At 54.6% G+C, this 26,563-nt stretch carries 25 protein-coding genes; 14 read left to right on the top strand and 11 right to left on the bottom strand.

What is annotated here, in order from left to right:
• Positions 1-49: 49 nt before the first annotated feature.
• The gene (eno, locus tag B3F49_RS06235; protein WP_293909822.1) at positions 50-1,345 is read right to left on the bottom strand and encodes a phosphopyruvate hydratase; all 1,296 of its coding nucleotides are present in this window, start codon (positions 1,343-1,345) and stop codon (positions 50-52) included.
• Positions 1,346-1,748: 403 nt separating this feature from the next.
• Here eno and B3F49_RS06240 point away from each other — a divergent pair, with 403 nt between their 5' ends.
• The 6 genes from B3F49_RS06240 (at position 1,749) to B3F49_RS06265 (ending at position 7,985) form a co-directional block, all read left to right on the top strand.
• Entirely contained in the window at positions 1,749-2,717 is a 969-nt protein-coding gene (locus tag B3F49_RS06240; RefSeq protein ID WP_293891728.1) for a UPF0158 family protein, read from the top strand.
• 59 nt (positions 2,718-2,776) lie between these two features.
• Complete coding sequence (locus B3F49_RS06245; RefSeq protein ID WP_293891725.1) at positions 2,777-3,523, top strand: glucosamine-6-phosphate deaminase; 747 nt, start codon at positions 2,777-2,779, stop codon at positions 3,521-3,523.
• 102 nt (positions 3,524-3,625) lie between these two features.
• On the top strand, positions 3,626-4,699 hold the full coding sequence (gene uxuA / locus B3F49_RS06250) for a mannonate dehydratase (RefSeq protein ID WP_293891890.1): 1,074 nt from the start codon (positions 3,626-3,628) through the stop codon (positions 4,697-4,699).
• Position 4,700: 1 nt separating this feature from the next.
• Positions 4,701-5,414 carry a GntR family transcriptional regulator gene (locus tag B3F49_RS06255; RefSeq protein WP_293891722.1) on the top strand — a complete coding sequence of 238 codons (714 nt, stop codon included), beginning with the start codon at positions 4,701-4,703 and terminating at the stop codon, positions 5,412-5,414.
• Between the two features lie 9 nt (positions 5,415-5,423).
• Positions 5,424-7,028 (top strand): mannitol dehydrogenase family protein, encoded by a 1,605-nt coding sequence (locus B3F49_RS06260; protein ID WP_293891719.1) that lies wholly within the window; start codon positions 5,424-5,426, stop codon positions 7,026-7,028.
• A 27-nt stretch (positions 7,029-7,055) separates the two neighbouring features.
• Positions 7,056-7,985, top strand: coding sequence for a YitT family protein (locus B3F49_RS06265; protein ID WP_293909824.1), 930 nt, complete (start codon positions 7,056-7,058; stop codon positions 7,983-7,985).
• On the opposite strand, the gene B3F49_RS06270 is transcribed toward B3F49_RS06265, so the two are convergent.
• Positions 7,944-8,624, bottom strand: coding sequence for an LrgB family protein (locus tag B3F49_RS06270; RefSeq protein WP_293891713.1), 681 nt, complete (start codon positions 8,622-8,624; stop codon positions 7,944-7,946). The genes B3F49_RS06265 and B3F49_RS06270 overlap by 42 nt on opposite strands.
• Entirely contained in the window at positions 8,617-8,988 is a 372-nt protein-coding gene (locus tag B3F49_RS06275) for a CidA/LrgA family protein (protein WP_293891710.1), read from the bottom strand. Before B3F49_RS06275 ends, B3F49_RS06270 begins: the two co-directional genes overlap by 8 nt.
• Positions 8,989-9,054: 66 nt before the next feature.
• On the opposite strand from B3F49_RS06275, the gene B3F49_RS06280 reads away from it, so the two are divergent.
• Together B3F49_RS06280 and B3F49_RS06285 are read left to right on the top strand one after the other, a co-directional pair.
• Positions 9,055-9,561: a nitroreductase family protein gene (locus B3F49_RS06280; RefSeq protein WP_293909826.1), complete on the top strand. Its 507-nt coding sequence runs from the start codon at positions 9,055-9,057 to the stop codon at positions 9,559-9,561.
• A 93-nt stretch (positions 9,562-9,654) separates the two neighbouring features.
• The gene (locus B3F49_RS06285) at positions 9,655-10,698 is read left to right on the top strand and encodes a DNA/RNA non-specific endonuclease (RefSeq protein WP_293891704.1); all 1,044 of its coding nucleotides are present in this window, start codon (positions 9,655-9,657) and stop codon (positions 10,696-10,698) included.
• Here B3F49_RS06285 and B3F49_RS06290 read toward each other — a convergent pair.
• The 6 genes from B3F49_RS06290 to B3F49_RS06315 all read right to left on the bottom strand — a co-directional run bounded on the left by B3F49_RS06290 (position 10,692) and on the right by B3F49_RS06315 (position 18,443).
• Positions 10,692-12,698, bottom strand: coding sequence for an alpha-glucosidase (locus B3F49_RS06290; protein ID WP_293909828.1), 2,007 nt, complete (start codon positions 12,696-12,698; stop codon positions 10,692-10,694). The genes B3F49_RS06285 and B3F49_RS06290 overlap by 7 nt on opposite strands.
• A 2-nt stretch (positions 12,699-12,700) precedes the next feature.
• Positions 12,701-13,543 (bottom strand): carbohydrate ABC transporter permease, encoded by an 843-nt coding sequence (locus tag B3F49_RS06295; RefSeq protein ID WP_293909830.1) that lies wholly within the window; start codon positions 13,541-13,543, stop codon positions 12,701-12,703.
• Between the two features lie 9 nt (positions 13,544-13,552).
• Positions 13,553-14,446 carry a carbohydrate ABC transporter permease gene (locus tag B3F49_RS06300; RefSeq protein WP_293909832.1) on the bottom strand — a complete coding sequence of 298 codons (894 nt, stop codon included), beginning with the start codon at positions 14,444-14,446 and terminating at the stop codon, positions 13,553-13,555.
• Positions 14,447-14,505: 59 nt separating this feature from the next.
• Complete coding sequence (locus B3F49_RS06305) at positions 14,506-15,771, bottom strand: ABC transporter substrate-binding protein (protein ID WP_293909835.1); 1,266 nt, start codon at positions 15,769-15,771, stop codon at positions 14,506-14,508.
• A gap of 77 nt (positions 15,772-15,848) precedes the next feature.
• On the bottom strand, positions 15,849-17,165 hold the full coding sequence (locus B3F49_RS06310; protein WP_293909837.1) for a fucose isomerase: 1,317 nt from the start codon (positions 17,163-17,165) through the stop codon (positions 15,849-15,851).
• A 114-nt stretch (positions 17,166-17,279) separates the two neighbouring features.
• A complete protein-coding gene (locus tag B3F49_RS06315) occupies positions 17,280-18,443 on the bottom strand; it encodes an ROK family transcriptional regulator (protein WP_293891686.1) in 1,164 nt (387 codons plus the stop codon).
• 125 nt (positions 18,444-18,568) lie between these two features.
• On the opposite strand from B3F49_RS06315, the gene B3F49_RS06320 reads away from it, so the two are divergent.
• From B3F49_RS06320 to B3F49_RS06345, 6 genes are read left to right on the top strand one after another with little or no spacing between them, the layout of a single operon-like run.
• A complete protein-coding gene (locus B3F49_RS06320) occupies positions 18,569-19,390 on the top strand; it encodes a transketolase (protein ID WP_293909839.1) in 822 nt (273 codons plus the stop codon).
• Between the two features lie 10 nt (positions 19,391-19,400).
• Complete coding sequence (locus tag B3F49_RS06325) at positions 19,401-20,351, top strand: transketolase family protein (protein WP_293909841.1); 951 nt, start codon at positions 19,401-19,403, stop codon at positions 20,349-20,351.
• A complete protein-coding gene (locus tag B3F49_RS06330) occupies positions 20,348-20,818 on the top strand; it encodes an RpiB/LacA/LacB family sugar-phosphate isomerase (protein WP_293891677.1) in 471 nt (156 codons plus the stop codon). The genes B3F49_RS06325 and B3F49_RS06330 overlap by 4 nt, the downstream gene beginning before the upstream one ends.
• Positions 20,815-21,984 carry an iron-containing alcohol dehydrogenase gene (locus B3F49_RS06335; protein WP_293909843.1) on the top strand — a complete coding sequence of 390 codons (1,170 nt, stop codon included), beginning with the start codon at positions 20,815-20,817 and terminating at the stop codon, positions 21,982-21,984. Before B3F49_RS06330 ends, B3F49_RS06335 begins: the two co-directional genes overlap by 4 nt.
• A complete protein-coding gene (locus B3F49_RS06340) occupies positions 21,981-22,724 on the top strand; it encodes a sulfite exporter TauE/SafE family protein (RefSeq protein ID WP_293909845.1) in 744 nt (247 codons plus the stop codon). The genes B3F49_RS06335 and B3F49_RS06340 overlap by 4 nt, the downstream gene beginning before the upstream one ends.
• 3 nt (positions 22,725-22,727) lie before the next feature.
• The gene (locus tag B3F49_RS06345; protein WP_293891668.1) at positions 22,728-23,426 is read left to right on the top strand and encodes a DUF4867 family protein; all 699 of its coding nucleotides are present in this window, start codon (positions 22,728-22,730) and stop codon (positions 23,424-23,426) included.
• A gap of 41 nt (positions 23,427-23,467) precedes the next feature.
• Here the strand turns inward: B3F49_RS06345 and B3F49_RS06350 are convergent, their stop codons facing one another.
• Entirely contained in the window at positions 23,468-24,175 is a 708-nt protein-coding gene (locus B3F49_RS06350) for a hypothetical protein (RefSeq protein WP_293891665.1), read from the bottom strand.
• Between the two features lie 148 nt (positions 24,176-24,323).
• Complete coding sequence (gene fusA / locus B3F49_RS06355) at positions 24,324-26,432, bottom strand: elongation factor G (RefSeq protein ID WP_293909847.1); 2,109 nt, start codon at positions 26,430-26,432, stop codon at positions 24,324-24,326.
• Positions 26,433-26,563: the final 131 nt, after the last annotated feature.

A 26,563-nucleotide genomic window follows, 5' to 3' on the forward strand; every position in this document is an offset into this window, starting at 1 on the left:
CAAAGGCCACCGCAGTGCGATGGCCTCTGAATACAATGCAATACTACTCTTACAGAACGCGGAAAGCGTCACGACCAGCATACTTGGCGGTATCACCGAGGTAGTCCTCGATGCGCAGCAGCTGATTGTACTTTGCAAGACGGTCGGAACGGCTCATGGATCCAGTCTTGATCTCACCGGTCTCGAGAGCGACCACGAGGTCGGCAATGAAGTTATCCTCAGTCTCGCCGGAGCGGTGGGATACAACAGCGGTGTAACCGTTGCGCTTTGCAAGGTCGATGGCTTCGAAGGTCTCGGTGAGGGTTCCAATCTGGTTCACCTTGATCAGGATGGAGTTGGCTACACCCTTTTCCAGACCCATCTTCAGTCTCTCGACGTTGGTTACGAACAAGTCGTCACCGACGAGCTGGACGCGGTCGCCGATGCGATCGGTGAGCATCTTCCAGCCTTCCCAGTCGTCTTCAGCCATGCCGTCCTCGAGAGAGATGATCGGGTAGCGGTTGCACCAATCTTCCCACAGGTCAACCATCTGGGCACTGGTCAGCTTCTCACCGGTAGTCCACTTGAGGGTGTAGGTCTTGGTCTTCTCGTCATAGAGCTCGGAAGCGGCGGGGTCCAGGGCGATCATGAAGTCACCATCGCGGCCGGTGGTGTACCCTGCCTTCTTGATGGCTTCCATGATGACCTCGAGAGCCTCTTCGTTGGACTGCAGGTCGGGAGCGAAACCACCCTCGTCACCTACAGAGGTGTTGTATTTCTTCGCCTTCAAGACAGCCTTGAGATTGTGGAACACCTCGGCGGTCCATCTCAGGCCTTCGCGAAGGGAGGGAGCTCCGATCGGCATGACCATGAACTCCTGGAAGTCAACCTTGTTGTCGCTGTGTGCGCCGCCGTTGAGGATGTTGGCCATCGGAACGGGAAGGACGCAGGCGTGGTAGGCTCCAAGGTACTTGTACAACGGCAGGCCGAGGTAGTCGGCGGCTGCACGTGCAACAGCCATGGAAACACCCAGGATTGCGTTGGCGCCAAGCTTTGCCTTGTTGGGGGTACCGTCAAGAGCAATCATGGCACGGTCGATGGCGACCTGATCCAGAGCATCCATGCCTTCGAGTTCGGGGGCGATGATGTTGTTGACATTGTCGACAGCCTTCAGAACGCCCTTACCCAAATAGCGGCTCTTGTCCCCATCACGGAGCTCAACTGCTTCGTGAACACCGGTGGATGCTCCGGAGGGAACCGCTGCACGGCCCATGGAACCATCCTCAAGAATGACATCTACTTCTACGGTGGGGTTACCACGTGAGTCAAGGATCTCCCTGGCTTCGATAAATTCAATAATGCTCATGAATACACTCCTAGTTTCGTAATTGAAATCACACAAAATATATTCGTATCTTTTAGCGCTAATGTCAAGGTAAGCGACTTTCCTGGATTGCCGGTTCCAGCAAAGCTATTCACAGGCGGTCCGATATATTTCGCATGTCTTGGACAACAAAATTGCTGTACGGCCCTTGATCGACTCCATTGAAAAAGCAATTGAAAGCCGCTCTTCAAACCCTGAAGGGAATGAACCGGTCCATACCTGCAAAGTCAGGCAGCATCGCTATTACAGAATATGTAGCAAGCAATTCGCACTCTTTTATAGTGTACTCGACGGCATCATGGAACTCTGCAGATTCTTCTGGTCAAGAAACGACTATTCGAAGCTCCTCTAGCCAGATGGGAAAACTGACGGTATGATACAAGCCATGGAATCTGCAGTCTACCACATGCCCGATCTCACCGAAGACCTGCTTGGCTCGATCATTTTCGCCATGGAAGACCAGGTCAGCGACTATTACCTCGACCTCAAGGACGGAAACCTGATCAGCGAGGAAGAGATGCGCTATCTCGACGAGGATGAGGAACATGAAGAGCCGCTGGATGAGAACCGCTTCATCCCCATTCCCGATTGGGAGCCCTCGGACGGATTCCACCTGATGGAGATGTTCGCCAACCGGGTGCGCAATCCTCTGTACCGTGAACGTCTGCTCTCCTGCTTGAACAGCGGCAAAGGAGTCTTCCGAAAATTCAAGGATGCCCTGTCCGAACTCCCGGTTCTGGAGAGGAAGTGGTTCTCTTTCAAGGACGAACAACTCAAGCGGGTGGTCATCACCTGGTACCGGGAGCAGGAAGGTGCACTCGGACTGCTCAATCTCAAGGAAGAGGTTGAGGACCTGACCGAGGAAATTCTGCTTGAGGACTTCACCTTCGAGACGCATGAAGGGTATCCCACCAGCGAGATGGACAGCTTCGTACAGCTCATCCTCGAGGAGATGGAAAACGGCAGGGAGCAGGATGCAATCGCGAGCCTGCTGCTTGGCCGCAGGTTCGAGAATGAGATGCCCGAGCATTATCAGCTAGCCCGCAGCCAGGACGGAAGCCTTGCCGCCCTGCTTGCCTACATCCCCCTCACCGATGCGTTGGTCGAAGTACCCTTCTTCGCCGTAAAGCAGGAGTGCCGCGGCTTGGGACTCTTCAGGCTGCTGTTCGACTCGTTCAGCCGGCAGATGGCACGCTTTCATTACCGGACCATCATCGTCAATCTTGCAGGCTCATCGGTCTCCCTCGAACGGCTCTTTGCACCCTTCTTTGCCCAGACTGCTTCCAAGCAGATGATTCTTTCGACCAACAATTGGAACAACAACCACCCCAGCAGCGAAGAAGCCTTTCTCTGAGGGATTACAAATGATGGGCCTCTTAGGATACACTGAAGCATCCTGGAGGAACTACAACTATGCGCATCACCATCTGTGAAGACAAACACGACATGGGCTATCAAGCTGCAAAGCTCGGCATTTCCCTTATCAAGGAAGCCATCGAGAAAAAAGGCCGTGCGGTTATCGTGGTCGCCACAGGACTCAGCCAATTCTCCCTGTATGCACACCTGGGCGAGGCGGATGTCGATTGGAGCAAGGTTGAAGCATTCGGGATGAATGAGTATGTGAATCTGCCCGACACCCATCCATCAAGCTTTCGCTACTACCTGAAGACTCGATTTGTAAAAAAGGTGCAGAACCTTGGAGCGTTCCATGCAGTAAACGGCGATGCAGAGGACTTGGATGCAGAAATTGCACGCCTCAACACCCTGATCAGGGAGCAGGATGTCGATGTTGCCTTTTTGGGCATCGGTGAGAACGGACACATAGGCTTCAACGACCCACCTGCCAACTTTGAAACCAACGATCCCTACATCGTCGTCGATCTGGAGGAGCGATGCCGCCGCCAGCAAGTCAGCGAGGGTTGGTTTCCCAAACTCGACGACGTCCCACTGCAAGCCGTTACGATGTCGGTTCGCCAGATTCTCAAGGCCAAGAACCTCATCTGCTCGGTGCCCGACCAGCGCAAGGCCCGGGCGGTGGCGATGTGTCTGTATGATCAAATCTCCGTCTATGCCCCCTGTACGGTGCTTCGAACCAAAAAAGAGTGCACCCTGCTCCTGGATAAAACCTCCTCCATGCTGGTGATGGGAGACCGGCGATAGGACATCCCTGCAAATCGCAGGGGAAAATGCCTGTCCTCTTGCAACTAATATATTAGTATGCTAGAGTATTAGCATAACCCTGATTTGGAGGCACTCACCATGATCCACATGTCACTTCGTTGGTTCGGCTCAAAGCACGATACCGTTTCTTTGGAAAAAATCAGACAGATTCCCGGCGTAGAGGGAGTAATCACCACCCTGTACGATATTCCTGCCGGCCAGCTCTGGCCGCTTCAGCGCATCCAGGCGCTCAAAGCCGAAGTCGAGGCCTCAGGCCTGAAGGTGCTTGGCATCGAGAGTGTCAATATCCACGACTCCATCAAGATCGGCAGTCCCGACCGCGAACAGTACATCGCAAACTACATCGAGACGCTGGAAAATTTGGGCAAAGAGGGCATCACCACTGTTTGCTACAACTTCATGCCGGTCTTCGACTGGACCCGCACCGACCTGTTCAAGAAGCGCGCAGACGGCTCGACCGTCCTTGCCTACGACCAGAAAGTAGTCGATGCAATCGATCCCGAGGTCTTCTTCAACCAGACCAACTCAAGCGCGCAGGGCTTCAAGATGCCCGGTTGGGAACCCGAGCGCCTTGCAAAGGTGAAGGATCTGTTCGAGGCATACAAGGATGTCACCGAGGAGAAGCTGTTCGACAACCTGGTCTACTTCCTCAAGGCCATCCAGCCGACCTGTGAAAAGTGGGGCATCAAGATGGCAATCCACCCCGACGATCCGGCATGGCCTGTATTCGGACTGCCGCGCATCATCACCAGCAAGGAGAAGATCCTGAAGGTCATGAAGGCTGTGGATGCCCCGTTCAACGGACTCACCTTCTGTGCAGGCTCCTTCGGCACCAATCCGAAGAACGATCTGCCGGGCATCATCCGCGCCCTTCCAGGCCGGATTCACTTCGCACACATCCGCAACCTCCACCACTTCGAGAGCGGCGTATTCGAAGAAGCGGCTCACCTGTCCAGCGACGGTTCGTTCGATCTGTATGAAATCGTAAAGGCCTTGCACGAAACCGGCTTCGAAGGACCCGCCCGCCCCGATCACGGAAGAATGATCTGGGGAGAGGTGGCAATGCCCGGATACGGCTTGTACGATCGTGCTTTGGGAGCTTCCTACATCCTCGGCTTGTATGAAGCCATCCAGAAAAACGAGCAGAGGAAGTAAGATGACGACGATAGTTCGAGTTACCGCATCGGAAGAGATCTACCAGACCCTCCGTTCGGAAATCTTATCCCTTCGGTTCAAACCTGGCGAGGAACTGAATCTGCAGCTGCTTTCAACGCAGCTGCAGGTCAGCCGCTCTCCCGTTCGTGATGCATTGATGCGCCTCTCCGGCGACAATCTGGTCGACATCTTCCCCCAGAAGGGAACCAGGGTCTCCCTGATCAACCTCAAGCAGGTGGAAGAGGAACGCTTTTTACGCAAGAGCTTGGAAGAAAGCGCCGTGAAAAAGTTCATCTACCAGGGAAGGAGCGAGCATTTTAGTGCAATGGAAAAGGCAATCGAGAGCCAGATTGAGGCGATGAAGAACAATGACTTCATCACCTTCCTGGAAGAGGATGATCGATTCCATTCCACCATCTTCTCTGCCATCGGATTGCAGCGGATCTGGTCGATCATCAAAGCACAGGGCGGCAACCATCACCGCATCCGTCTCCTCTCCTTCTATGAAAAGAATGCCCTTTCCAATATTATCGAACAGCACCAGAACATGGTTGAAGCCCTCAAGTCCAAGCAGTTGGATGTGATGCTCAGCCTCGAGGACAAGCACTTGTCCAAGCTTTTGCAGGAGACTGAAAGCATGGTCGGGCGCTATCCCTCGTATTTCAAGCATGAGAACAGTTACAGCGGCCTGCAGCTACGGGTTGTCAACCACTAGGAGTCACAGATGAAACTTACCGATACAGGATTGCAAGAAAGAAGCAAATGGGAAGCAAAGGGGTATATCCTCCCCTCCTTTGACCGCGGTGCCATGCAGCACAATACGAAGGAGAATCCAATTTGGGTTCACTTCGGTGCCGGCAACATCTTCAGGGTGTTTCCGGCTGCTCTGCAGCAGCAGCTGCTCAACAGGGGTCTGAGCAAGGCGGGCATCATCGTCGGAGAAGGCTTCGATTACCAGATCATCGACAAGGTATACGCCAAGCACGACAATCTCACGCTCATGGTGACACTCAAGAGCGACGGCTCGATCGACAAGGAAGTCATTGCATCGGTGGCCTACGCCTACAAGTGCGATCCCCGCTTTGAGCAAGAATGGAAGTTCTTCACCGAAACCTTCACCAAGCCCAGCCTGCAGATGGTGAGCTTCACCATCACCGAGAAAGGTTACTCGCTGAAGGGTGGCAACGGCGAATATTATCCCCAGATCGTCGAGGATTTGGCAAACGGCCCTGCAAAGCCGACCATGTTCCTCTCCAAGCTCACCGCCTTGGTCTACAAGCGGTATCAGGCGAAGGCCGGCAAGCTTGCCTTGGTGAGCATGGACAACTGCTCGCACAACGGCCAAAAGCTCTACGAAGCAGTAATCGACATCGCCCGCACCTGGGAGCAGAAAGGCCTGGTTGAAAAGGGCTTCTGTGCATATCTGGACAACGATGTAGCCTTCCCCTGGTCGATGATCGACAAAATCACCCCGCGTCCCGATGCAAAGGTCGAGGCGATGCTCAAGGCCGACGGCTTTGAGGATACCAACCTTGTTGTCACCGACAAGAACACCTATACCGCATCCTTCGTCAACGCCGAGCAATCACAGTATTTGGTGATCGAGGACCTGTTCCCCAATGGAAGACCTCCCCTCCAGGAGGCAGGCGTCTACTTCACCGACCGTGACACCGTCAACAAGGTGGAGCGGATGAAGGTGACGACCTGTTTGAATCCATTGCACACCGCCCTTGCAATATATGGCTGCCTCTTGGGCCACACCCTGATCAGCGAGGAGATGCAGGACGTCGAGCTCAAGAAGCTGGTGGAAGGCATCGGCTACACCGAAGGAATGCCTGTGGTTGTCGATCCCAAGATTCTCAACCCCAAGGATTTCATCAGCGAGGTTTTGGAAAAGCGTTTCCCCAACCCGTTCATGCCCGACACCCCGCAGCGCATCGCAACCGATACTTCCCAGAAGCTTGCCATTCGATTCGGGGAGACTATCAAGGCGTATGTTGCCGATCCGAAGCTTGACGTGAAGAACCTGAAACTCATCCCGCTGGTATTCGCCGGCTGGCTGCGCTACCTGATGGCCATCGACGATGAGCTGAACAGCTTCACTCCCAGTCCCGATCCAAGACTGCAAGAGGCACAGGCCTATGTGAAGGACATCAAGATCGGGGACAAGCCGAGTATGGACCAGCTGAAGGGTCTGCTCTCCGATGCTACGATTTTCGGTGTAGATTTGCTGGAGGTTGGACTTGCCGACCTGGTTCTTTCCTACTTCACCAGTCTCATAGAAGGCAAGGGTGCAGTACGCAGGACCTTGCAACGATACGTCCATTGATGAATACTTCCCTTCAGGGGAGGATGTATGACTGATATCAATCACAAGCGCCTCGTCCTCGAGGCGCTCTATCTTGTCGGAGGGACTGCTCTGGCCGGCTTTGCCATCGCCGTCTTCATTACCCCGGCCAAAATCGCCAGCGGAGGCGTCAACGGGGTGGCGACCATCATCTACCACCTCACAGGCTGGGATACCGGGTTTGTCATGCTTTGCATCAGCGTACCGCTTTTTCTGGTCGGCATGTCAATCTTTGGCAAGACCTACGGGGTGAGAAGCCTTGCAGGAACGTTGTTTCTCAGCATCTGGGTCAGCCTCTTCGGCCAGCTTACCGATTATAATGGATTTCTTCCCTATATCGACCGAATGGACACACTGCTTTCGGCCATATTCGGAGGAGTATTGCTGGGAAGCGGAATCGGCATCGTCATGCGCTCGGGCGCCAATACCGGCGGGACTGACATCCTTGCCCAGATTCTCGCGCGCTTCACTCCCCTGCCGCTGGGAACCGCACTGTTTTTGTGCGATGCCTCGGTGATCGTGTTTGGTGCGATGGTGTTCGGCCTTGAACGGGCGCTCTTTGCCGTCATCACCCTCTACCTCTCAGGTCAGATGGTCAACTTTGTCGTCATGAACCTCGGCACCAAGTACGCCAAGACCGCCTACATCGTCAGCGAGCACCACGAAGCCATCGGAAAGCGCATCATCACCGAACTTCACCATGGAGGAACGTTGATCAGCGGAGTGGGCATATTCACCGGACGTGAGAGGACCATACTGCTTGCAGTGGTGCACAATCAGCAGATCAACCACCTCACCCAGATCGTCCATCAGGAGGACCCCAAGGCATTCATGTTCGTACATGAGACCTACCAAGCACTCGGTGAAGGATTCGTCCCGATGCAGAACCTGATCAAGTTAGAAGAAAAGCGGAGCAAGCAAAACAGTCCAAATCGCTGACAAGCTGATGGAAATGGAACTCATGGCGCCCTCGATCTCACCGATTTCGAGGGCTTTGCTTGTGCCCAAGGCATGGCTGCACGATCCGATGCCCACCCCGTGGGCAACCGGGTCCTTGATATGAAACAGCTTGGGAAGCACTGGTGCAAGCAGGTTTCCCGCAAGACCGGTGATGATCGTCGAGGCGATGGTCAGAGCCGGAATGCCGCCGAACTGCTCGGTCAGCGCGATAGCCACCGGGGTGGTCACCGATTTGGAAAGCAGGCTGGCGAGGATGGTTCGGTCCAGGCCCAGAAGGTAGCAGCTGCCTCGGATGGTGGCCAGGGCGGCAAGCGAGCCTGCAAGCGTACCCAGCAGGACTGGAAAAAAATTGCTCATCAGGGTCTTGCGCTGACGATAAATGGTCAGTGCCAGCACTGCGGTTACCGGAGAGAGGAACATGAGGATGAACGAGGAACCCTCCTCATACGCCTCCACGGGGATATCGAACACAGCCAGAGTGCCGACGACCAGCAGCATGGCGATGATCAGGGGATTGGCCAACGGAGTTTTCAGCTTTCGATTCACCCACATGCCGATTCTGAAGGCGACGATCGAAAGGGATATCCCGAACAAAGGGGAGCTGAGAATCTCAAGCATGCCTCCTCCTTTGCAGCGCCTTTTGTGCACGGCTTACGAGCACCACAGTCCAGCTCGCAGCGGCGAAACAGGTGATGACACTGACGATATTGACGACCAGCAACTGCCACCAGATGCTGTTGATGATATCCATGTAGCGGATGATGCTCACCCCGGGAGGGATGAAGAAGAAGGTCATGTTGCACAGCATGAAATCCGCGCTCTCCCCCAGCGATTGCTCCTTCATAAGGTTGGTTGAGAGCAGAAGGAGAATCAGCAGCATGCTTACGACGCTGCCGGGAAACGCAAACGGAAGGAGCGAGGAAATCAAGTCTCCCACCAAACAAAGGCCAAAGATGATTGCAAGCTGGGTGAGGTATTTCATGAGCCTCTACATTACCCTATTGGAAGGCTTTCTGGGAAGGGGTACCATGGGATGAGGAGGCAGCACATGAACAGCATTATCGAAAGCCTGCTGAGCAGGCGCAGCGTTCGTACTTTTACCGACAAGCAGATCAGCGATGAGGATCTGGATTTGATTTTACAGGCAGCGATTCTTGCACCGAATGGAAGAAACCAGGAACCTTGGCACTTCACCGCATTGCAGGATCCAGGCAAACTGAAAATGCTCGACGAACTGGTGGTTGGAAAAGGCGACAGCTTCTTCTACAACGCCCCCACCCTGATCCTTGTCTCCATCCAGGAAGGCAATGCCTACGAGAAGGAAGACACCGCATGCGCCCTGACCAACATGTTGCAGGCCGCCCATGCCCTTGGACTTGGTTCGGTCTGGTGCAACCGCATCAACGGCAATCATGAGCTCGATACGAAGCTGACTCAATTCGGTATTCCCCAAGGCTACCGCGTGACCGGCACCCTGGCTGTAGGGCATCCCAAGGGAGACTACCCCGCAAAGAGAATACCCAAGCAAGGGACGATTACCATCGTCCGTTCGTAACCTCTCTCCAAGTATTTGGTTCCTTTGCTGAGGACGGCAGGTTTTCATACCTTCGGAGCCCGGGTATACTCAGGTTTTTCAGGAGAAGCATCGATGGCAAAACAGAAAAAGACAAACCGGCTGCAGAAACAAGCAGGAAAGGCGAAGAAGCGCGGCAAGCGGCTGCTCATACTGCTTGCCATCCTCATCGTCCTATGGATCCTCACTTTGGTCTTTGCGCCGGTGGCCCAACCATCATCCGCCTATGTCCAGGATTTGGAGCTCCCCCTGTATCAGAAGGGGGAACTGGTGGTGCGCCATCCAGGCTACACCCTTCTCTACGATGAAGAGCATGAACAAGCACGTTGGGTGGCCTACCACCTGAGCCGCGAGGAACTGTACGGCAGCCAAGAAAGGGGCGATGACTTCAGGGCCGACCCCTCCATTCCCACCGGATCGGCTGCCTTGGACGATTACCGCAGCAGCGGCTACGACCGCGGCCACCTCATCCCGGCAGCCGACCTTTCCTGGTCACAGGAGGCAATGAGTGCTTCCTTCTTCCTGAGCAACATGAGCCCGCAGGCAGGTACATTCAACCGCGGCATCTGGAGCAAGCTGGAAGCAACGGTACGCAATTTTGCCGACACGGAAGGGGCTGTGTATGTAGTCACAGGACCTGTCCTTACCGACGGCCCGTACAAGACGATAGGAAAGAACCAGGTTTCAGTCCCCAATGCCTACTACAAGGTGGTTCTGGATTATCAGGAGCCGGAGTATAAAGCCATCGGCTTTTTGCTTCCCAACGAGGGTTCCAAAAAGGATCTGCAAGCGTTTGCCGTGAGTGTCGACGAGGTGGAGGAAGTCACCGGCATCGACTTTTTCCACCGCTTGAAAGACAGAGAAGAAGATGTTCTTGAAGCCTCATACGATGTTTCTCTGTGGGACTTCTCCACCTTCAGCGCAAGTGCAAAGGACCGCGAGGCCTTCCAGGAAGGCAACCTGCCTGCAAAGACAGGTGAAAAACCATCAGGAATCTACTCTATTGCCAAGGGAACGCTGTCCACCATCTTATCTGTAGTGAAGAAAGAGAGCGTGAACATCATCGAGCTCTTCATCCCCAAGGCTACGCTGAGGGAAGCTGCTCCCTTCCTCTACTGAATCGATGCAAAGAGAGGAGCGAAACTGCTGGCCTTTCGGTAGAATACTGCAGGGCGAAGCAACGGCGCTTCAAGAGTGTGTCTCCCTCCCCGGTACTCGACCTTGGTAAACAGGTGCACCCAATCATCATCGGGAAGCAGCACCTCACGCCTCACTGCTCCTTGTTCAAGGATGGGAGCCACAAAGAGGTCCCGCCCCAAAAGATAGGAGTCCTTCACACTCAAAAAAGGCTCAAGTTCGTAGTGCAGGAATATCGGCCTGACCACCGGGATGCCCTCTTGTGCATTCTCGGCGACCAGATGCATCAGATACGGCTTGAGCTGCACATGCACATCGGTCATGTAGGCTATTGCATCGATGGTCTGTTGGTCGCTGTCGAACTGCCAGTTGTCCTTGGGTCGGTTTCCCTCGTGCGTGCGCATCAAGGGGGTGAAGGCAGCCTGTTCCGCCCACCTGATCAAGAGCTCCTTGCTGCGTTTCATACCATACAGGGTGGTGTACCCTCCGATATCGCTGTGATTGAGCCCCATGCCGCTCATCGCCAGGGAGAGGGTTGCCGTGAGGACGGAAGGAAGACCGTCGTCCTCCGACCAATCCACATTCTGGTCCCCCGCCCACATCATCCGGCACGATTTGAGGCTCTGGGCGCAACCGGCGCGCATGAAGAAGAAAATATCGTCCTGCTTGCCGGCCTCCTCAATGGCTTCCTTGTTGATCTCGGCCCAGTAGCCCGGCCACCTGTTGTGCTCGAGCATCGCCGGCTTTCCTCCGGCGAGCACGACATCCGTGGGCAGGTACTCCCCAAAATCGGCCATCCAGCCGGACAGGCCGAAATCAATGAGTTCTTTCTTGATCACCTGCTTGTACCAGGTTACTGCCTCACTCTTGGTGAAGTCGACGATGGCCGCATCGAACTCGCCAAAATCCACCAGATACACCGAGCCGTCCCCTCGCTTTCCCAACAAGTCAAGTCGCGCGGCTTCTTCGTAGAGCGGATGATCGACAAGCACGTAGGGATTGATGTATCCCAACACCCGCACCCCGCGCTGTCGCAGTCGTACTATCTCGGCATCCAGACCGGGATAGAGGTTCTGGTCCCACTGCCAGTTCCATCGCAGGCGCTTGCCGAAACTGGTGTACTTCTCCCCTTCCCAGTCCTGGATCCACAAGCCTGCCACCTTCATTCCGGACTCTTGCACACGCTCAAGCTTCTGAAGACAGGTGCTGGTTCCACCCTGCATGCCCAAGATGATACCGTCGTACACCCACTCTGGAAGGGTTTGCTGCCTCCCAAGGAAACGGGAGACATCCTTTACCACTTCCAGCAAGCTCGGTTTGCCGGAAAGAACAATGCTGGCAGGAACGTCCCAGAACTGCAGTTCATGGTATGACGGATTGGAGAAATCGAAATCCGCATACCCATAGGTATCGGCATGCACAAAGTAGCGCCTGCTTGAGACGAAGGTGGGCTGGGGGTAGAAGGTGGTGTGGTAGTCGCCGCCGGCACGGTCCAGACGGTCGGCGATTTGTGTGATTTCAGTCTCCTTGTTCCTGCCCACTCCCTGTTCCTGGGTCCACAGGGGGTAGTTTTTCCCCCTGAGGTTGAAGTGGGAGAACTGCTCCCCGCACCCCCATACACACTCGAGCGGGTCGGCATACAGGCGGATGAAGAGTCGGTTGTAGGGCTCTGGAAGGGGTGAGAAACACAGATAGAGCCTCCCGTCCCGCTCACTCAACTCGAGACTGAACGTCTTTCCCTCTGCGCTGAAGGTGAGATTGGAAACACCCCTGCCTTCGCTGTACGACTCGCCGAGCAGATAGGAAACAAGCGGCAAGGTCTCATCAATTTCATCACTGATAAAAAAGTTGCCCCGGTACATGTCCACGCTCTCCTTGCCGTGCTTGAGCATAATCATTGGAGAACTTTCGCTGTGTTCGAGAATCTTGAGCTGATTGTAAAAAACCGAAAGTTTGCCGTTTTGTCTGGAAAAGCTGATCATGCCTACCCCTTCACCCCGCCGGCGGTCAAGCCGCCGATGATCTTGTCATGGAGGAACACATATCCGATGATGCTGGGAATAATGGTGATGATCACCGCTGCATACATGCTTGCATAGTCGGTGATGAATTGGCTGGTGAAAAACTTGATGCCAAGCTGGATGGTCCTCGACTCGATCGAGGAGGTAAGCAGCATCGCCATCAGAAACTCATTCCAGCTGTAGATGAAGCAGAAGGTTGCCGCAGTGACAAGACCGGAACGGGAGAGCGGGAGAATAATGACCGAGAACCGCTTGAAAAAGCCGCAGCCGTCGATGACACTCGCCTCTTCCAGCTCCCGGGGGATCGACTTCATGAAGGCGGTGACCAGAAAGATCGAAACAGGAATATTCACTGCCGTATAGACAAGCACCAGTGCAAGCAAGGTGTTGTACAGCCCGCTCTTGGTGATGAGAGAGAAGTAGGGAACCATGAAGGAGATGACGGGAACAAGGACCCCGGCAGTAAACAAGGTGTACAGCACATCCCGCCCCCGAAATCGTTCACGGGCGAGGATGAAGGAGGCCATGGCGGTGACGGCGCTGTTGAGGATGACGCTGCTTGCAGCCACCACTGCGGAGTTGAGCAACAGTCTGGGCAGGCTCGCCATGGCAAGGGCCTTCGTATAGTTGACCCATTGCATTTTCTCCGGCCAGCCGAAGGGGTTGGTCTGCAACTCCAGGTTCGTCCTCAGGGAGCTGACCAGCAGCCAGAGAAGGGGCAGCAGGGCCACGGCAAGCAGGGAGAGCAGCAAGATCCATTTGAGGAAATTGGCGATGATCTGAGCGGGTGTATAGGTGTGCTTCATCGTCTTCTCCTACTGTGCCATTTCGCTCATCGGGTCCGAAGAACCGAAGATCTTGCGAAGAACGGTGATCACCACCGTTCCCATGAGTATGAGGAACACGCCTGCAGTACTTGCCTCGCTGTACCGCAAGGCATCCATTTTCAGGTAGAGGTCGATGCCCATGGTGGTGGTCGCATATGCAGGACCGCCTCCGGTCATCAGGAAGGTCGATTCAAAGTGACGCATGCCGTAGGCCATTGCAAGGGTCATGGTGGTTATGAGGCTGCCGCGCAGCATGGGAAGGGTGATATTCAACTCCTGCTGGAAGGTGGAGGCCCCGTCGATCTCGGCCGCCTCATACAGGGAACGGGGAATGTTCATAGCCGATGCCAGCAGAATGATCATAAAGTAACCGATATAGATGACCGTCTGGAAGATGACCGCAAAGAGGGCGGTATCGGGGTTGCCCAGCCAGTTGCGCTTCTCAGCGCCGAACAAGGCGCCCAGAATTGCATTCAAGGGCCCCTCTACGTTGTAAATGGCGACCCAGACCATCGCCAGTGCGACGGTGGAAATGACATTGGGAAGGTAGTAGATGGTTCTCAGCGAGCGCCAGAAACGAGGTTTGCGCACCAGGATCATGGCTACCAAACAGGCAAGCGGGACTTGGATGAACCCTTGGGAAAGCGCCCACACAACGTTGTTTCCCAAGGCTTTCCGAAAGGTGGGGTCTCCAAGGAGCTTGGCATAGTTGGCCAGGCCGTTGAATTTCATCGACCCGATCCCTCTCCAACTGGTGAAACTCGTGTAGATGGTGAAGAGAAACGGATAGATGAAAAAGAAAAAGAAGAGAACGGAGACCGGAAGCAAAAACAGAACTCTTGCTGTCCAGACCCGACTACGGTGTGTACCAACTGCTTGCATGCGATGCTCCTGATTACAAATCCATGCTGCCGTCAGGACGACGGCAGCACACCGATTTTCTAGCGTTCAATTTTGCGGTCGACCAAGGCGCAGAACTCTTCTGCACTGATGCGTCCGAGGGCAAGGGCCCCGAGTTGCTGGGCAAACTCAAGCGTCGCTTCGGATCCGAGGGCGGCTTCGAGGTCGAAAGCGGTGGTCTTGGCAGCAGCAGCTACATCATAGAATTGCTTCTGCAGAGGCTTCGTGGGGCGGTAGTCGGTCTTGATGGCGAACATTGCACCACTGGTCTCGGCAAGCTTGGAGATGGAGGGAGCGCTGGTCAAGAACTTCAGGAAGTCGACAATAGCCGCTTCACGAGCCTTATCCTTGGAGGAGGCTGCACAGATGTTGGCCTGCAGGCGGCTGATCATGAAATCCTTGGTCGAACCGGCGGGGGGAAGGCCTGCAATCTTGATGGAGTTGAAGAACGGGGTTGCTGCAAGGTCTGCACGACCGGCATACCAAGGCCCGTTGGAGAAGACTGCAGTACGGCCGGCGAGGAAGTGGCCTCCGCTGCCGCCGGCACCCAAGCCGACTGCATCGCTGGTGGAGTATTCGGTGATCATGCGCTTGGTCAGCTTGGCTGCTTCGACGAAGGCTGGATCGGTGAAGCTTTTTTCCCATACATTGGTTCCACCCAATGAAACGGCGAAATGGCTGAACCAGATCATGGAAGTCCAAGCATTGGTGTCACCGGTCATCTGGCTGGTCGGGGTGATGCCGGCAGCCTTCAGCTTGTCAAATGCAGCAAACATTCCCTCAAGGGTGGTCGGAAGCTCGGTGATACCGACTTTTTTGAATGCATCCATGTTGTACCAGATGGGCAGGATTGCAGTCTCCATCGGCAGGGACTTGAGCATGCCGTCAACGGTCGATTGCTCGAGTGAGCCGGCATCGAAGGTCTGTTTCCAAGAAGGGTCCATCACCTTTGCGAAATCCATGAGCAGGTTGCTCTGATAGAAGGTCGCTGTGGTCGGATTGAACTTGATCGTAAAGATGTCCGCCGGAGCCTGTCCTGCAGCAAGGCTGGTCCGCACTTTCTGCTCGTAGGCGTTGTAGTCGGGCTGCGGTTCAATCACCACCTTGATCTTTCCTGCATTCTTGGCGTTGTACTCAGCCACCAAGGCTTCAACGGCAGGGGCCTTGCTGTCGTTTCCGACCCAAATGCTCGCCCAGCGCAGTTCAATCTCTTTGGCCGGCGCACTCTCGACTTGTCCCTGGGCAACAAGCGGAAAGACCAGGCAAAGCATCAGCAGAGCCGCAAGTAATCTTGATTTTTTCAACATAGTTATCTCCTTTGTATCCTATTTTCGCCTTACAGGCAAAAAGTTTGTATGGTAATGTGTCGAAAACAAATACGTTGCTACTGGATTACCTGCCATCCCTTGATTTTGGCAACGAATTCCAAGGGGCGGAGGTAGGAGCCGTACACCACCGACGAGTGGTGGGCGAGTCCGTTGTCCAGCACCAGGTTCAACACCTCCCTGACCGGCCGATCGAATACCACCTTCATATACGTACCCTTGAGCAGCTTCTCCATGGGTATGGCTTTCGCCTTCTGCAGGAACATCCTGTATCCACCTCGAGCCGAATCAATGCGAAGTACCGAGAGCTCTCCACTCTTGAGTACAAAATCAGCGGTCACACCCTTGCCACCGGCAAAATAGGTGTCAAGACTTCGGTTGCAGACACCATCCCAGAGGTTGCAGGGGGCCACCCCGCAATGCCAGAAAAGAGCGAAATCCTGTTCGAAATCCACTTGCGAGAAGTCGAAGAGGAAGGGGGTTTCAGCACCAAGGGCCTTGTGGGCGATCATGGAAAGAGCGCCGTCGATGTCCCCTTCGCAGGCCAGGATGAGGCCTTCCGATTGCAGCAACGACATCGCTGCACAGGGAGAAACCCCGAAATCGCGGGCGAACTCCGGCCAACAGCGGATTGCCAGGGCACTGAGTCCGTTTGCATGGTAGAAGGCATCAAGTTTTGCAGAGAGCTGAGACACCTTGTCCAGCTGGTATTCGGACAGGGTGGAGACATCGAAGGTCGCCTCAAGCTGCTTGCGCCGCTGTGCAACCTCCTCGGCGTGCACCTCATAGTTGTGCACATCGGAGAGCTCATAATGATCGACCAAGGCGCCTGTCTGTCCGAAAAGCAGGTTGTCCTGCACCCCGACATTAAAAAAACCATCAGCGCGATACCCGAAGATGCCGATCTTCGCGCCCTTCATCGCCTTGATCACCCTCAGGGCGTCGATCCAATCCTCGTCTACCGCATGTTGGATGATGACTGAATAATCGTTAAAACCACTCTTGTAGAGGTTGGATGCATTGAGATTCACACCGCATACCGAATTGAGCCGAATCTTTCCCCCGTTGTACGGCAGTTCGGGCAGGCCCCACAGGAGGACAGGAACCGAAAGCTCACGCTTGAGCATCAGAATCAGATGTCCGAGATGGAATGTCCCGGAAATGCAGATCAAGCCATCCACATGCTCGCCTGCCAACTTGGCGGCAGCAGCCATGCCGTCTTCCTGGCTGATCACCAGCTCATTGACAAAGCACCACTGGACCGCCTCGATCTTCTTGAGATCCTGACGGATACTGGAATAGAGCTCCCCTGCCGCCTCATAGTCATAGGTTTTTCTTGCAAGGCATACTACTGCTATCTTTACGGGATGTTTCACGCTCGACTCCTTATGGATGGAAAAGGGGAAGGCCAAGCTTCACCCTATATAGTTACTTTCCATAAGTAAGTAAATACTACAATAGTTGTTTCGTCAATGAAAACTTTCGTTTTTTCAGCGGAAATACTCTTGGAGCACCAAATCGCTCGCCCCCTTTTGGGCAAGCAACGGGTCATAGGCGGTAGCGAAAATCTGCGGGGTTTCCGAGCAGAATGCATCAGGTTCGCTCAGCAGGTGTTCAACGTGTTCACGCAAGGCCTGGGCGATGGTTTCACAACACCCTACAAACAGGAAGGATTTCGGAGCCAGCAGACGGGTGAGAACCTTCATTGCGATGACCAGGTACCCGGCAGCCCGTTCGATGGTCCGCTTTGCCACCCCATCACCGTTTTGGAGTTTCTCTTCAAGCCCTTCGAACAGAGCGAGCCTGAGCTCTACGGAATTCGGGTCCAGGTCCTGCAGATACGCCTGCAGGCAGCCGCGGCTGCCGCAACTGCATCGGGGCCCGTCACTGTCGATCGGGATGTGGCCGCACTCGATCGTCTGGTTCTGGCTGTTTATATAAATCTCATCGTCATGCACGAAGGCACCATTCACGCCGGTCCTGAGCAGGAAGGTGAACATGCTGCCCTGGTGGTCGAATCCGCCGTAGCGGTACTCGCTGAAAGCAAGGGCGCTGCAGTTGTTGTGGATCATTACCGCAAGTCCGAGCCGCCTCGAAAGCTCATCGACCAAGGCAATATCCTTCATGCCCTCGATACGGGGATAGTAGCGCACCCGCTTGCGGGCGAGGTCGACCTGGCCGGGGGCTGCCACCCCCACCCCGATGATCTTCTGCTTGGGAATGGAGAGTTCGTCCAGTATCCGATGAATCTCGTCTACGATGAGGTCGATGACCTGGCCCGCCTGCACAGATTCGGAAAGCGGGTGCATGACCGAATATATCCGCTCGCCTTGGAAGTCGAAGACGCCAAGGGAGAGAAAGGCGGTCCAAAATTCAAGACCGATGGTATACCGGGCATGCTTGGATACCACATACAGAACCGGTCTCCTTCCCTTCTTTGCCACGATCTCCTCTGCATTGCCCTGGGCGGGGACAATCAAGCCTTCTTCTTCCAAGGAGGTGAAGATGCGAAAAATGGTCGGAGCTTTCAACCCGGTTTTTTGCACCACCTCCGATTGGCTGATGCCCGCATCCCTGGAAGCATGGATGAGGGAGAGCACCATATTCTGATTATGGACTCGTAGATCTGATGCCCTCAGTGGATTTCCTTGCATTGCACCCTCCCTTGTGCGACCAGTCTAATCCCATCGATGAAAAAAATCCACAAGAAGTGGCTTTACAAGCAAGAAGGAATGCAATATATTTACTTTCACTAAGTAACTAAAAGAGAGGTACCTTCATGCTCACCTCGCAACAACTGCGGCAACTGTCGGATTTTGCCAAGGAAATCCGCAAGAAAACCCTGTATACAATTGGAAATCTCGGTGTCGGACACATCGGAGGCGCTCTTTCAATCGCAGACCTGCTGGCTCTGCTGTACGGAAAGGTCATGCGTGTGGACCCGGCCAATCCCCATTGGGAAGACCGGGACCTGCTGGTCTTATCCAAAGGACATGCAGGACCGGCGTTGTACGCAACGCTGGCACTCAAGGGATTCTTCCCCCTTGCAGAGCTGGATACACTCAACCAGGGAGGAACCAACCTTCCCAGCCACTGCGACCGGACCAAGACAGCGGGAATCGACATGACCACAGGCTCTCTCGGCCAGGGCCTGTCAGCCGCCTGCGGTCTTGCCTATGCAGGGAAAATCGATAAAAAGGACCGCTATGTCTATGCCATCATCGGCGACGGGGAGAGTCAGGAAGGACAAAACTGGGAGGCTGCCTTTTTTGCCGCCCATTACAAGCTTGCACACCTCATCGCCTTCACCGACTACAACAAAATGCAGATCGACGGCCTTACCGATGACATCATGAGCCTCGGCGACATCGAAATGAAGTGGAAGAGCTTCGGTTGGTTCACCCAGCGCGTTGACGGCCATGATCTTGCAGCGATGGATGCAGCCATCCAGAAGGCAAAAGAGCAATCGGATAAACCTGCGATGATCATCTTGGATACCATCAAGGGAAAGGGAGCCTCCTTCTGCGAAAACAAGGTGACCAACCACAATATGAACTTCGATCTGCAAACCGCCAAAGCGGCGATTGCCGAGCTGGGATGAGGAGGAGATGATGGAAACCAAAGAGATGCGCGCAGTCTACTGCGATACCCTTATCGAGCTTGCACAAGCAGATGACCGGATCATGGTGGTCGAAGCTGATTTGATGCGGGCAAGCGGGACCATGGCTTTCAAGCAGATGTTCCCTGAACGCGCTGTCGACGTCGGTGTCGCCGAGGCGAACCTCGTCGGAGTGAGCGCCGGTCTGAGCGCAGCAGGGAAGATTCCCTTTGCAGCCACCTTCGGCTGTTTTGCCTCCAGACGGGTATTCGACCAGTTCTTCATCTCGGCCAACTATGCAAAATTGAACGTGAAGCTGGTGGGAACCGACCCCGGCATCAGCGCCGCCTTCAACGGGGGAACGCACATGCCCTTTGAGGATATCGGCCTGATGCGCATGATTCCGGGCCTGTACATCATCGAGCCGTCCGACCCGGTGAGCCTGAAGGCATTGGTCAAAGCGTGTGCCGCCCACCAAGGGTGCACCTACATGCGCCTCCACCGCAAAGCAGTCCCTGCCCTGTATGAAGCAGGTGAATCCTTCACCTTGGGCAAGGGCAAGGTGCTTGGCGACGGGCGGGATGTCACCATCATCGCCCTCGGAGCCATCATGGTTGGTGAAGCGATCAAGGCACGAGAGCTTCTCAAGCAGGAAGGCCTGGATGCAGCGGTTATCGACATGCACACCGTCAAGCCCTTGGATGAGGAGCTCGTCCTCTCCTATGCAAAGAAAACCGGCTGCATCGTAACGGCCGAAAACCATCAGACAGCAGGAGGCTTGGGCTCTGCAGTTGCAAACTTGCTTTCACAAACCCATCCCACACCGATGGCGATGGTGGGCATCCACGATGAATTCGGCCAGGTTGGTACGCAATCTTGGCTGGCTGAGCACTACCGTCTCACTGCACAAGAAATTACACGCAAGGCTCTGGCATTGGTACAGAGCGCAAGGAGGAATGCATGACCATAGCAATAGCAAGCGATCTCAGCGGGTTTCCCCTCAAGAAGGAGTTGGCTGAACATCTGAAAGAAAGCGGATACACCGTCCTCGATTTCGGCATCGAGAGCGAGAACGCACCACAACCCTATTTCATCCAGGCTCCCAAGGTGGCAAAGGCGATCCAGGAGGGAAAGGCTGAGAAAGGAATCCTGATCTGCGGCACCGGCCAGGGAATGGCCATCGTGGCAAACAAGCACAAAGGCATCTATGCATGCGTGGTGGATGACATTTTCAGTGCAGAACGGGCCAAGATCGTGAACAATGCAAACGTCATCACCCTCGGAGGCTGGATCACCGCACCCTTTGTCGGCAAGCAAATCGTCGATGCATGGCTTGCCATGGGCTTCACCCAGAAGATGGAGTTCAAGAAGGACTTCTTGACCAATGCCTTCGCACAGGTGCAGGCCATCGAAGAGGAGAATCTCAAATGATCGAAAGCCTGGCAAGCTCGGTTCATATCCTCAGCTTTGCCGATCTGAGTGGGAAAACCCTTGCACAGATTCTTCAGTTTTCGGCAAACAAGGAAGACGGGCTCACCGTCTGCGCAGTCATCGACGGCGCCCCGATCCCTGCCAAGGACACCCTGCTGGAGGAATTGGCCGGCTGTGCCCAAGTCAGGATCTTCAATGAGATCCAGCCGAATCCCCGTTCCGTGGATATCATGCGCATGTATGAGGATCCGCGGTTTGCATCGTGCGATGTCGTACTGGGCATCGGCGGTGGCAGCACCCTCGACTCGGCCAAGGCGCTTGCCATGCTCGCCGCCAACGGGGGAAGCCTTGATGAGTACCTCACAAACAAACCGAAGCGGCACATCACCGAACGTTCAAAGCCGCTGGTCCTGGTCCCCACCACCGCCGGCACCGGCTCGGAAGTCACCAAGGTGGGTGTCTACACCGCCGAAACCGGAAGGAAGTACACCCTTGGCTCTCCTCTGATGACCGCCCATGCCGCAGTTTTGGTCGCATCCCTGCTCGACAGCGTTCCACCTTCACTTTGTGCAGCCACCGGCCTGGATGCCCTGGACCATGCCTTGGAGTCAATCTGGAACAAGAACAGCACTCCCATCACCAGAACGATAGCCCGCCAAGCCGCCATCGATATCCTGGAAACACTTCCAAAGCTGTATAAGGCTATCAAGGGGCAGAGCCCGGAAAGACGGGAACTCTCCCAGGCAATGCTTACGGCATCCACAAAAGCCGGAATCGCCTTCAACATCACCGGGACTGCCGCCGGCCATGCCATCTCCTTTGTCCTCAGTGAGGATTGGCATGTTCCCCATGGCCTTGCATGCGCCTTCACGTTGCTGGAAATCTTCGACCGGGCGGCGCAGGATGAGACGAATCGAACAGAGCTGGCCAGCATCGGCAAGCATTTCCACCCCACCCTCAGCACCGGGCAAGCCATTGCCGCTCTGAGAGGCGACATCGCCACTTTGATGCAGGATCTGGGTATTCCAACCAGGTTCGCCGACATCGGCGTCGAGCTCAGAGACCCCTCGGTCTTTGACCGCTGCCTTGACGATCCAAAGCTGCTCAACCAGAAACCATCGCTTTCAAGAGAGGACCTTCACCTCATCATCGAGGCAAAGCGGTGAGTGCGATTCTTGCAAGCGGCGTGGTCGTCCTGATCACCCATGCCCTGGAAGCTGTGACCGGGTTCGGATGCGCAGTCCTTGCCATGCCGTTTGTCAGCGCCCTGCTCGGGGTGAAGACTGCGGTGAAAGTCATTACCATCCTCGCATGGTTGCTGGCCTTGTATCTGGCTGTACGGAATGTTCGCAGGATTGACTTCAAGCAATATGCCGTCATCACAGCTTGCATGCTTGCCGGTCTTCCCTTCGGCATGTATCTCTTTCGCAGCCAGGACACTTCTTCTCTCTCGATGATCCTGGCCGTATTCATCGTTCTTGTCTCAGTCAGCCAGCTGTACCGGCTTGTGCGCAAACAGGAACAGGGTGGCATTCCTCAAGGAAAGCGGGCCCTGCCCTACTACGCGCTGCTTGTCCTGGGAGGAGTTGTACATGGCCTTTTCTCCTCCGGCGGACCCTTGGTGGTGCTGTATGCCACCCGCGCCCTGCCGGACAAGGGTTCCTTCAGGGCTACGCTCTGCCTGTTGTGGGCCACGCTCAACACCATCATCATTGCAACATACCTTGGCGAGGGCTCTCTCGACCAAAACACCCTGAAAACGACGGCCCTGCTCATACCCTTCATTGTTGCGGGGGTGGTCATCGGAGAACGGGTGCACAACAAAGTCGATGAGCGCAAGTTCTCCCTTATCGTATTCTCCATGCTCTTGTTGACTGGAATCTTCATGTTGATAGGTACGAGGTAAACCATGCAATCAGCTTTCTATCACATTCCCCATGCATTGATCAGTGCGAATCCCCATTTCATGATCCATCGCATCGACTCCTCACGGTTCACCCAGTACGGGACCTTGCTGCCAAACCTGAAGGTGGACGACCTACTTGAAACAGCACAAAGACTTACCGCCATTCCCCAAGAGGGAAACATCTATGTCGCTTCACTGCCTGAGTTGGAAGTGCTCGATGAAGCCAAGTGCCTGTCAGCGTACTTTGAAGGAGAGGAAATCCAGGTGGGGTACTGCAACGGACGCAACAGATCGATCAACGGCGCAGAGTACCACAAGAGCCCTGAGCTTTTCATCGCAGTGACCGACTGCCTGCAGTTTCTGACTCCTTTCACCCAGCTGAAGGACTTCAATTCAGTCCACACCAATGCAGCGGAACTCTTTTACTTTCCCAAGGGCTCGGTTGCACTCATCAAGGCCAAGGTGCTGCACCTGGCTCCGCTGTGCGTGCACCAGGAGGGCTTCAAATCCATCATTGTCCTTCCAAAGGGTACGAATGAGCCATTGGGTGAAGAAGGCCGGTATAGGGAGAACACCGACGAGGACAGGTTGCTGTTCAAGCAGAACAAATGGATGCTCGCCCATCCGGCGCGCATCCAACTCACTTCCCAAGGAGTGAAAATCGGTCTTGAGGGAGAGAACCTGAGCATCAAGCCGCTTTGAAGAACACTGAAGGCCGCTCTCAGGCGGCCTTCAGGTGAACTTTACTTGGAAATGAGCATGGTCTTGGGATCGAGGCTGACCCCCATAGGCTTTTCCACCATTCCCCCATGGGACTTCACCGCAGTCATGACTACCTTGTCACGCTCCTCATTGTAGATCAGTCCGATAAGGACATCGATAAGGTCAACATATTTTTGCATGGTGTTGGGAACACCGTACTTGTCATAGACCACATCAGCACGAACCGGAGATACACTGAACCAGACTTCAAGATTCATGTTCTGGGCGAACTGCTTGATTTTCTTGACATCATCCTCGGTTGCAATGGTCAGCTTGTACCCATCGAAGAGAATGGCGTCAGCTTTGAAAGAACCATGCTTGATCAATGTTTCCAAGCTCGAAAGCACCTTTTCGATGGTGACATTTTCTTGGCTGAAGTTCATGACCACACGGTTGGAGAGAATATTATTGTACACCGATGCTGCATCATCAAGGCTGCGCCCTTCAGAGACTTCCCGGAAGACTTCCTTGTACCAATTGATGACGTGCTCGACGTTGCCGGAAAAGGAAACATGGATTACATGCTCACCTCTGAGCAGTTTATCTGTGGCCAGGTGTACCAGACATGCTGTTTTCCCCACCCCGTGACGAGAAACGAGGACCCCGAGGTTTCCACGACCGAGTCCGCCGCCCAGTGACTCATCAAAAACGCGAAGAGGACTCAAGTCGTTCAACTCTTGAATTTCCATAGTACTCACCTCCAAGTAGTAATTAGGTTCAGCCTTAGTATACTATGGAAATCGCCGGTTGGGTACAATTTTACACAATGGCCTGCATAAGGAACCCCCACAGAAAGAAACCTTCCCATGGGGGCGACAATGAAAGGCAGTGCAGAACTTACTTCTGCTCTTTTCTGCGCTTCTCCTGATAATCCTTCTTCAGCTGTTCGGAAACACCGGCGGGTACGCGGCCGTACTTGCCGATTTCCATGGTGAACTCACCCTTTCCCTGAGTCAGGGAGCGGAGCACCGTGGAGTACCCGAACATCTCGGAGAGGGGAACCTCGGCGAGAACGGTACACATGGCGTTGTCCTCGGTGGAGCTGACGATCAAACCGCGTCTCTGGTTGATCGAAGCAAATACACCGCCTTGGAACTCGTTCGGGGCAACAACCTCGACCTTCATGATCGGCTCAAGGATGACCGGCTTGGCCCTCTCAAACGCTTCGCGGAATGCACCCAAAGCAGCAGTCTGGAACGCCTGATCGGAAGAGTCGACGGGGTGCCAGGCACCATCGTTCACTACAGCCCTGACTCCAATGACCGGGAAGCCAACCTGGCTGCCCTTCTTGACGGCCAGCTGGAAGCCCTTGTCGCAGGAAGGAATATATTCGGTCGGGATGGCTCCACCCTTGACCTCGTCGACAAACTCGTAGTCCTTGTACTCCTCTCCCTCGACAGGATCCGGAAGCGGCTCAAGGTAACCGGCCACTCGTGCGTACTGACCCGAACCACCGGTTTGCTTCTTGTGGGTGTAGTTGAAGTCGGCACGGGCGGTGATTGCCTCGCGGTAGGCCACCTCGGGCTTACCGACTTCAACCTCTGCCTTGTACTCGCGCTTCATACGCTCGACATAGACTTCGAGGTGCAATTCACCCATGCCTTGGATGATGGTCTGGTTGGACTCGGGATCGACGTAGCTGCGGAATGTGGGATCTTCCTTGGTAAAGCGGTTGAGAGCCTTGCCCATATTGTCGGCAGCCTTCTTGTCCACCGGCTTGATGGCCAGCGAAATAACCGGGTTGGGAACAAACATGGAGGAGAGGGAGTAGTTGAGCTTGGGATCGCAGAAGGTGTCTCCGCTGGCGCACTCGATTCCGAAGAGGGCTGCGATTTCGCCGCAACCGACTTCAGTCAAGTCTTCCATGGCGGCTGCATGCATGCGAATCAAGCGGCCTACACGGAACTTTTTCTTGGACCGGGTGTTGTAGAGCTCATCGCCCTTCTTCACCTTGCCCTGATACACACGAATATAGGTAAGCTGGCCGTACTGACCGTCCTCAAGCTTGAAGGCAAGAATGACAGGTGGCAGATCATCGTCAGCCTTGAGAATGACTTCTTCCTCGTTCTTGTCCAGGTCAAGAGCCTTGTTCACGACATCGGTCGGGTTGGGCAGATAGCTGACAACAGCATCAAGCAACGGCTGGATGCCCTTGTTCTTGTATGCAGAGCCCATGAACACCGGGCAGAGCTCAAGACGGATGGTAGCTTCACGGATAGCCTTCTGCAGCAGTTCAACGGTTACGTTGTCCTCAAGCATGGCTTCCATAAGCTCATCGGAGCACATGGAAACACCGTCAAGCAGCTCTTCGCGCTTGGAGATGGCTTCTGCCATGAGATGGGCGGGAATCTCAGCTTCACGGACCTGGTCTGCATTCGGACCGGCATCGAAGTACAGTGCCTTCATGGTCACCAAGTCGACAACGCCTTCCAAATGATCCTCAAGCCCGATGGGAATCTGCATCAGAACCGCATTCAGGCCGAGCTTCTCGACCAGCTGCTTTTTGACACGGTATGGATTGGCCCCGGTTCGGTCGCATTTATTGACAAAGGCAATACGGGGAACATGGTAGCGCTTCATCTGCCGGTCAACGGTAATCGACTGGCTCTGTACGCCGCCGACGGAGCAAAGTACCAACACTGCGCCGTCAAGTACGCGCAGTGAACGCTCTACCTCGATGGTAAAGTCAACGTGGCCCGGAGTGTCGATGACGTTGATCTCCGTTCCCTTCCAAGTGACGTTAGTTGCAGCTGAGGCAATCGTAATACCTCGTTCACGCTCGAGCTCCATGCTATCCATGGTGGCGCCAACGCCATCCTTACCACGAACTTCATGAATTTCGTGGATCTTATTGCAGTAGTAGAGGATGCGTTCGGAGAGAGTCGTTTTTCCCGAGTCAATGTGGGCACTGATTCCGATGTTCCTCAAGTTTTGCAAACTAGCCATTCTGTATAACCTCTATAAAATAGAATAAAACGAATCCACAGGTATCCCTGCAGTTCCAAACAACACCCGATGGGAAAGGTCTTTCTTCCTAGTACGCATCAGGTTAGCCTCTGAAGGGATTGAAAGGGACC

Source organism: Sphaerochaeta sp. UBA5836 (assembly GCF_002432845.1).
GTDB lineage: Bacteria > Spirochaetota > Spirochaetia > Sphaerochaetales > Sphaerochaetaceae > Sphaerochaeta.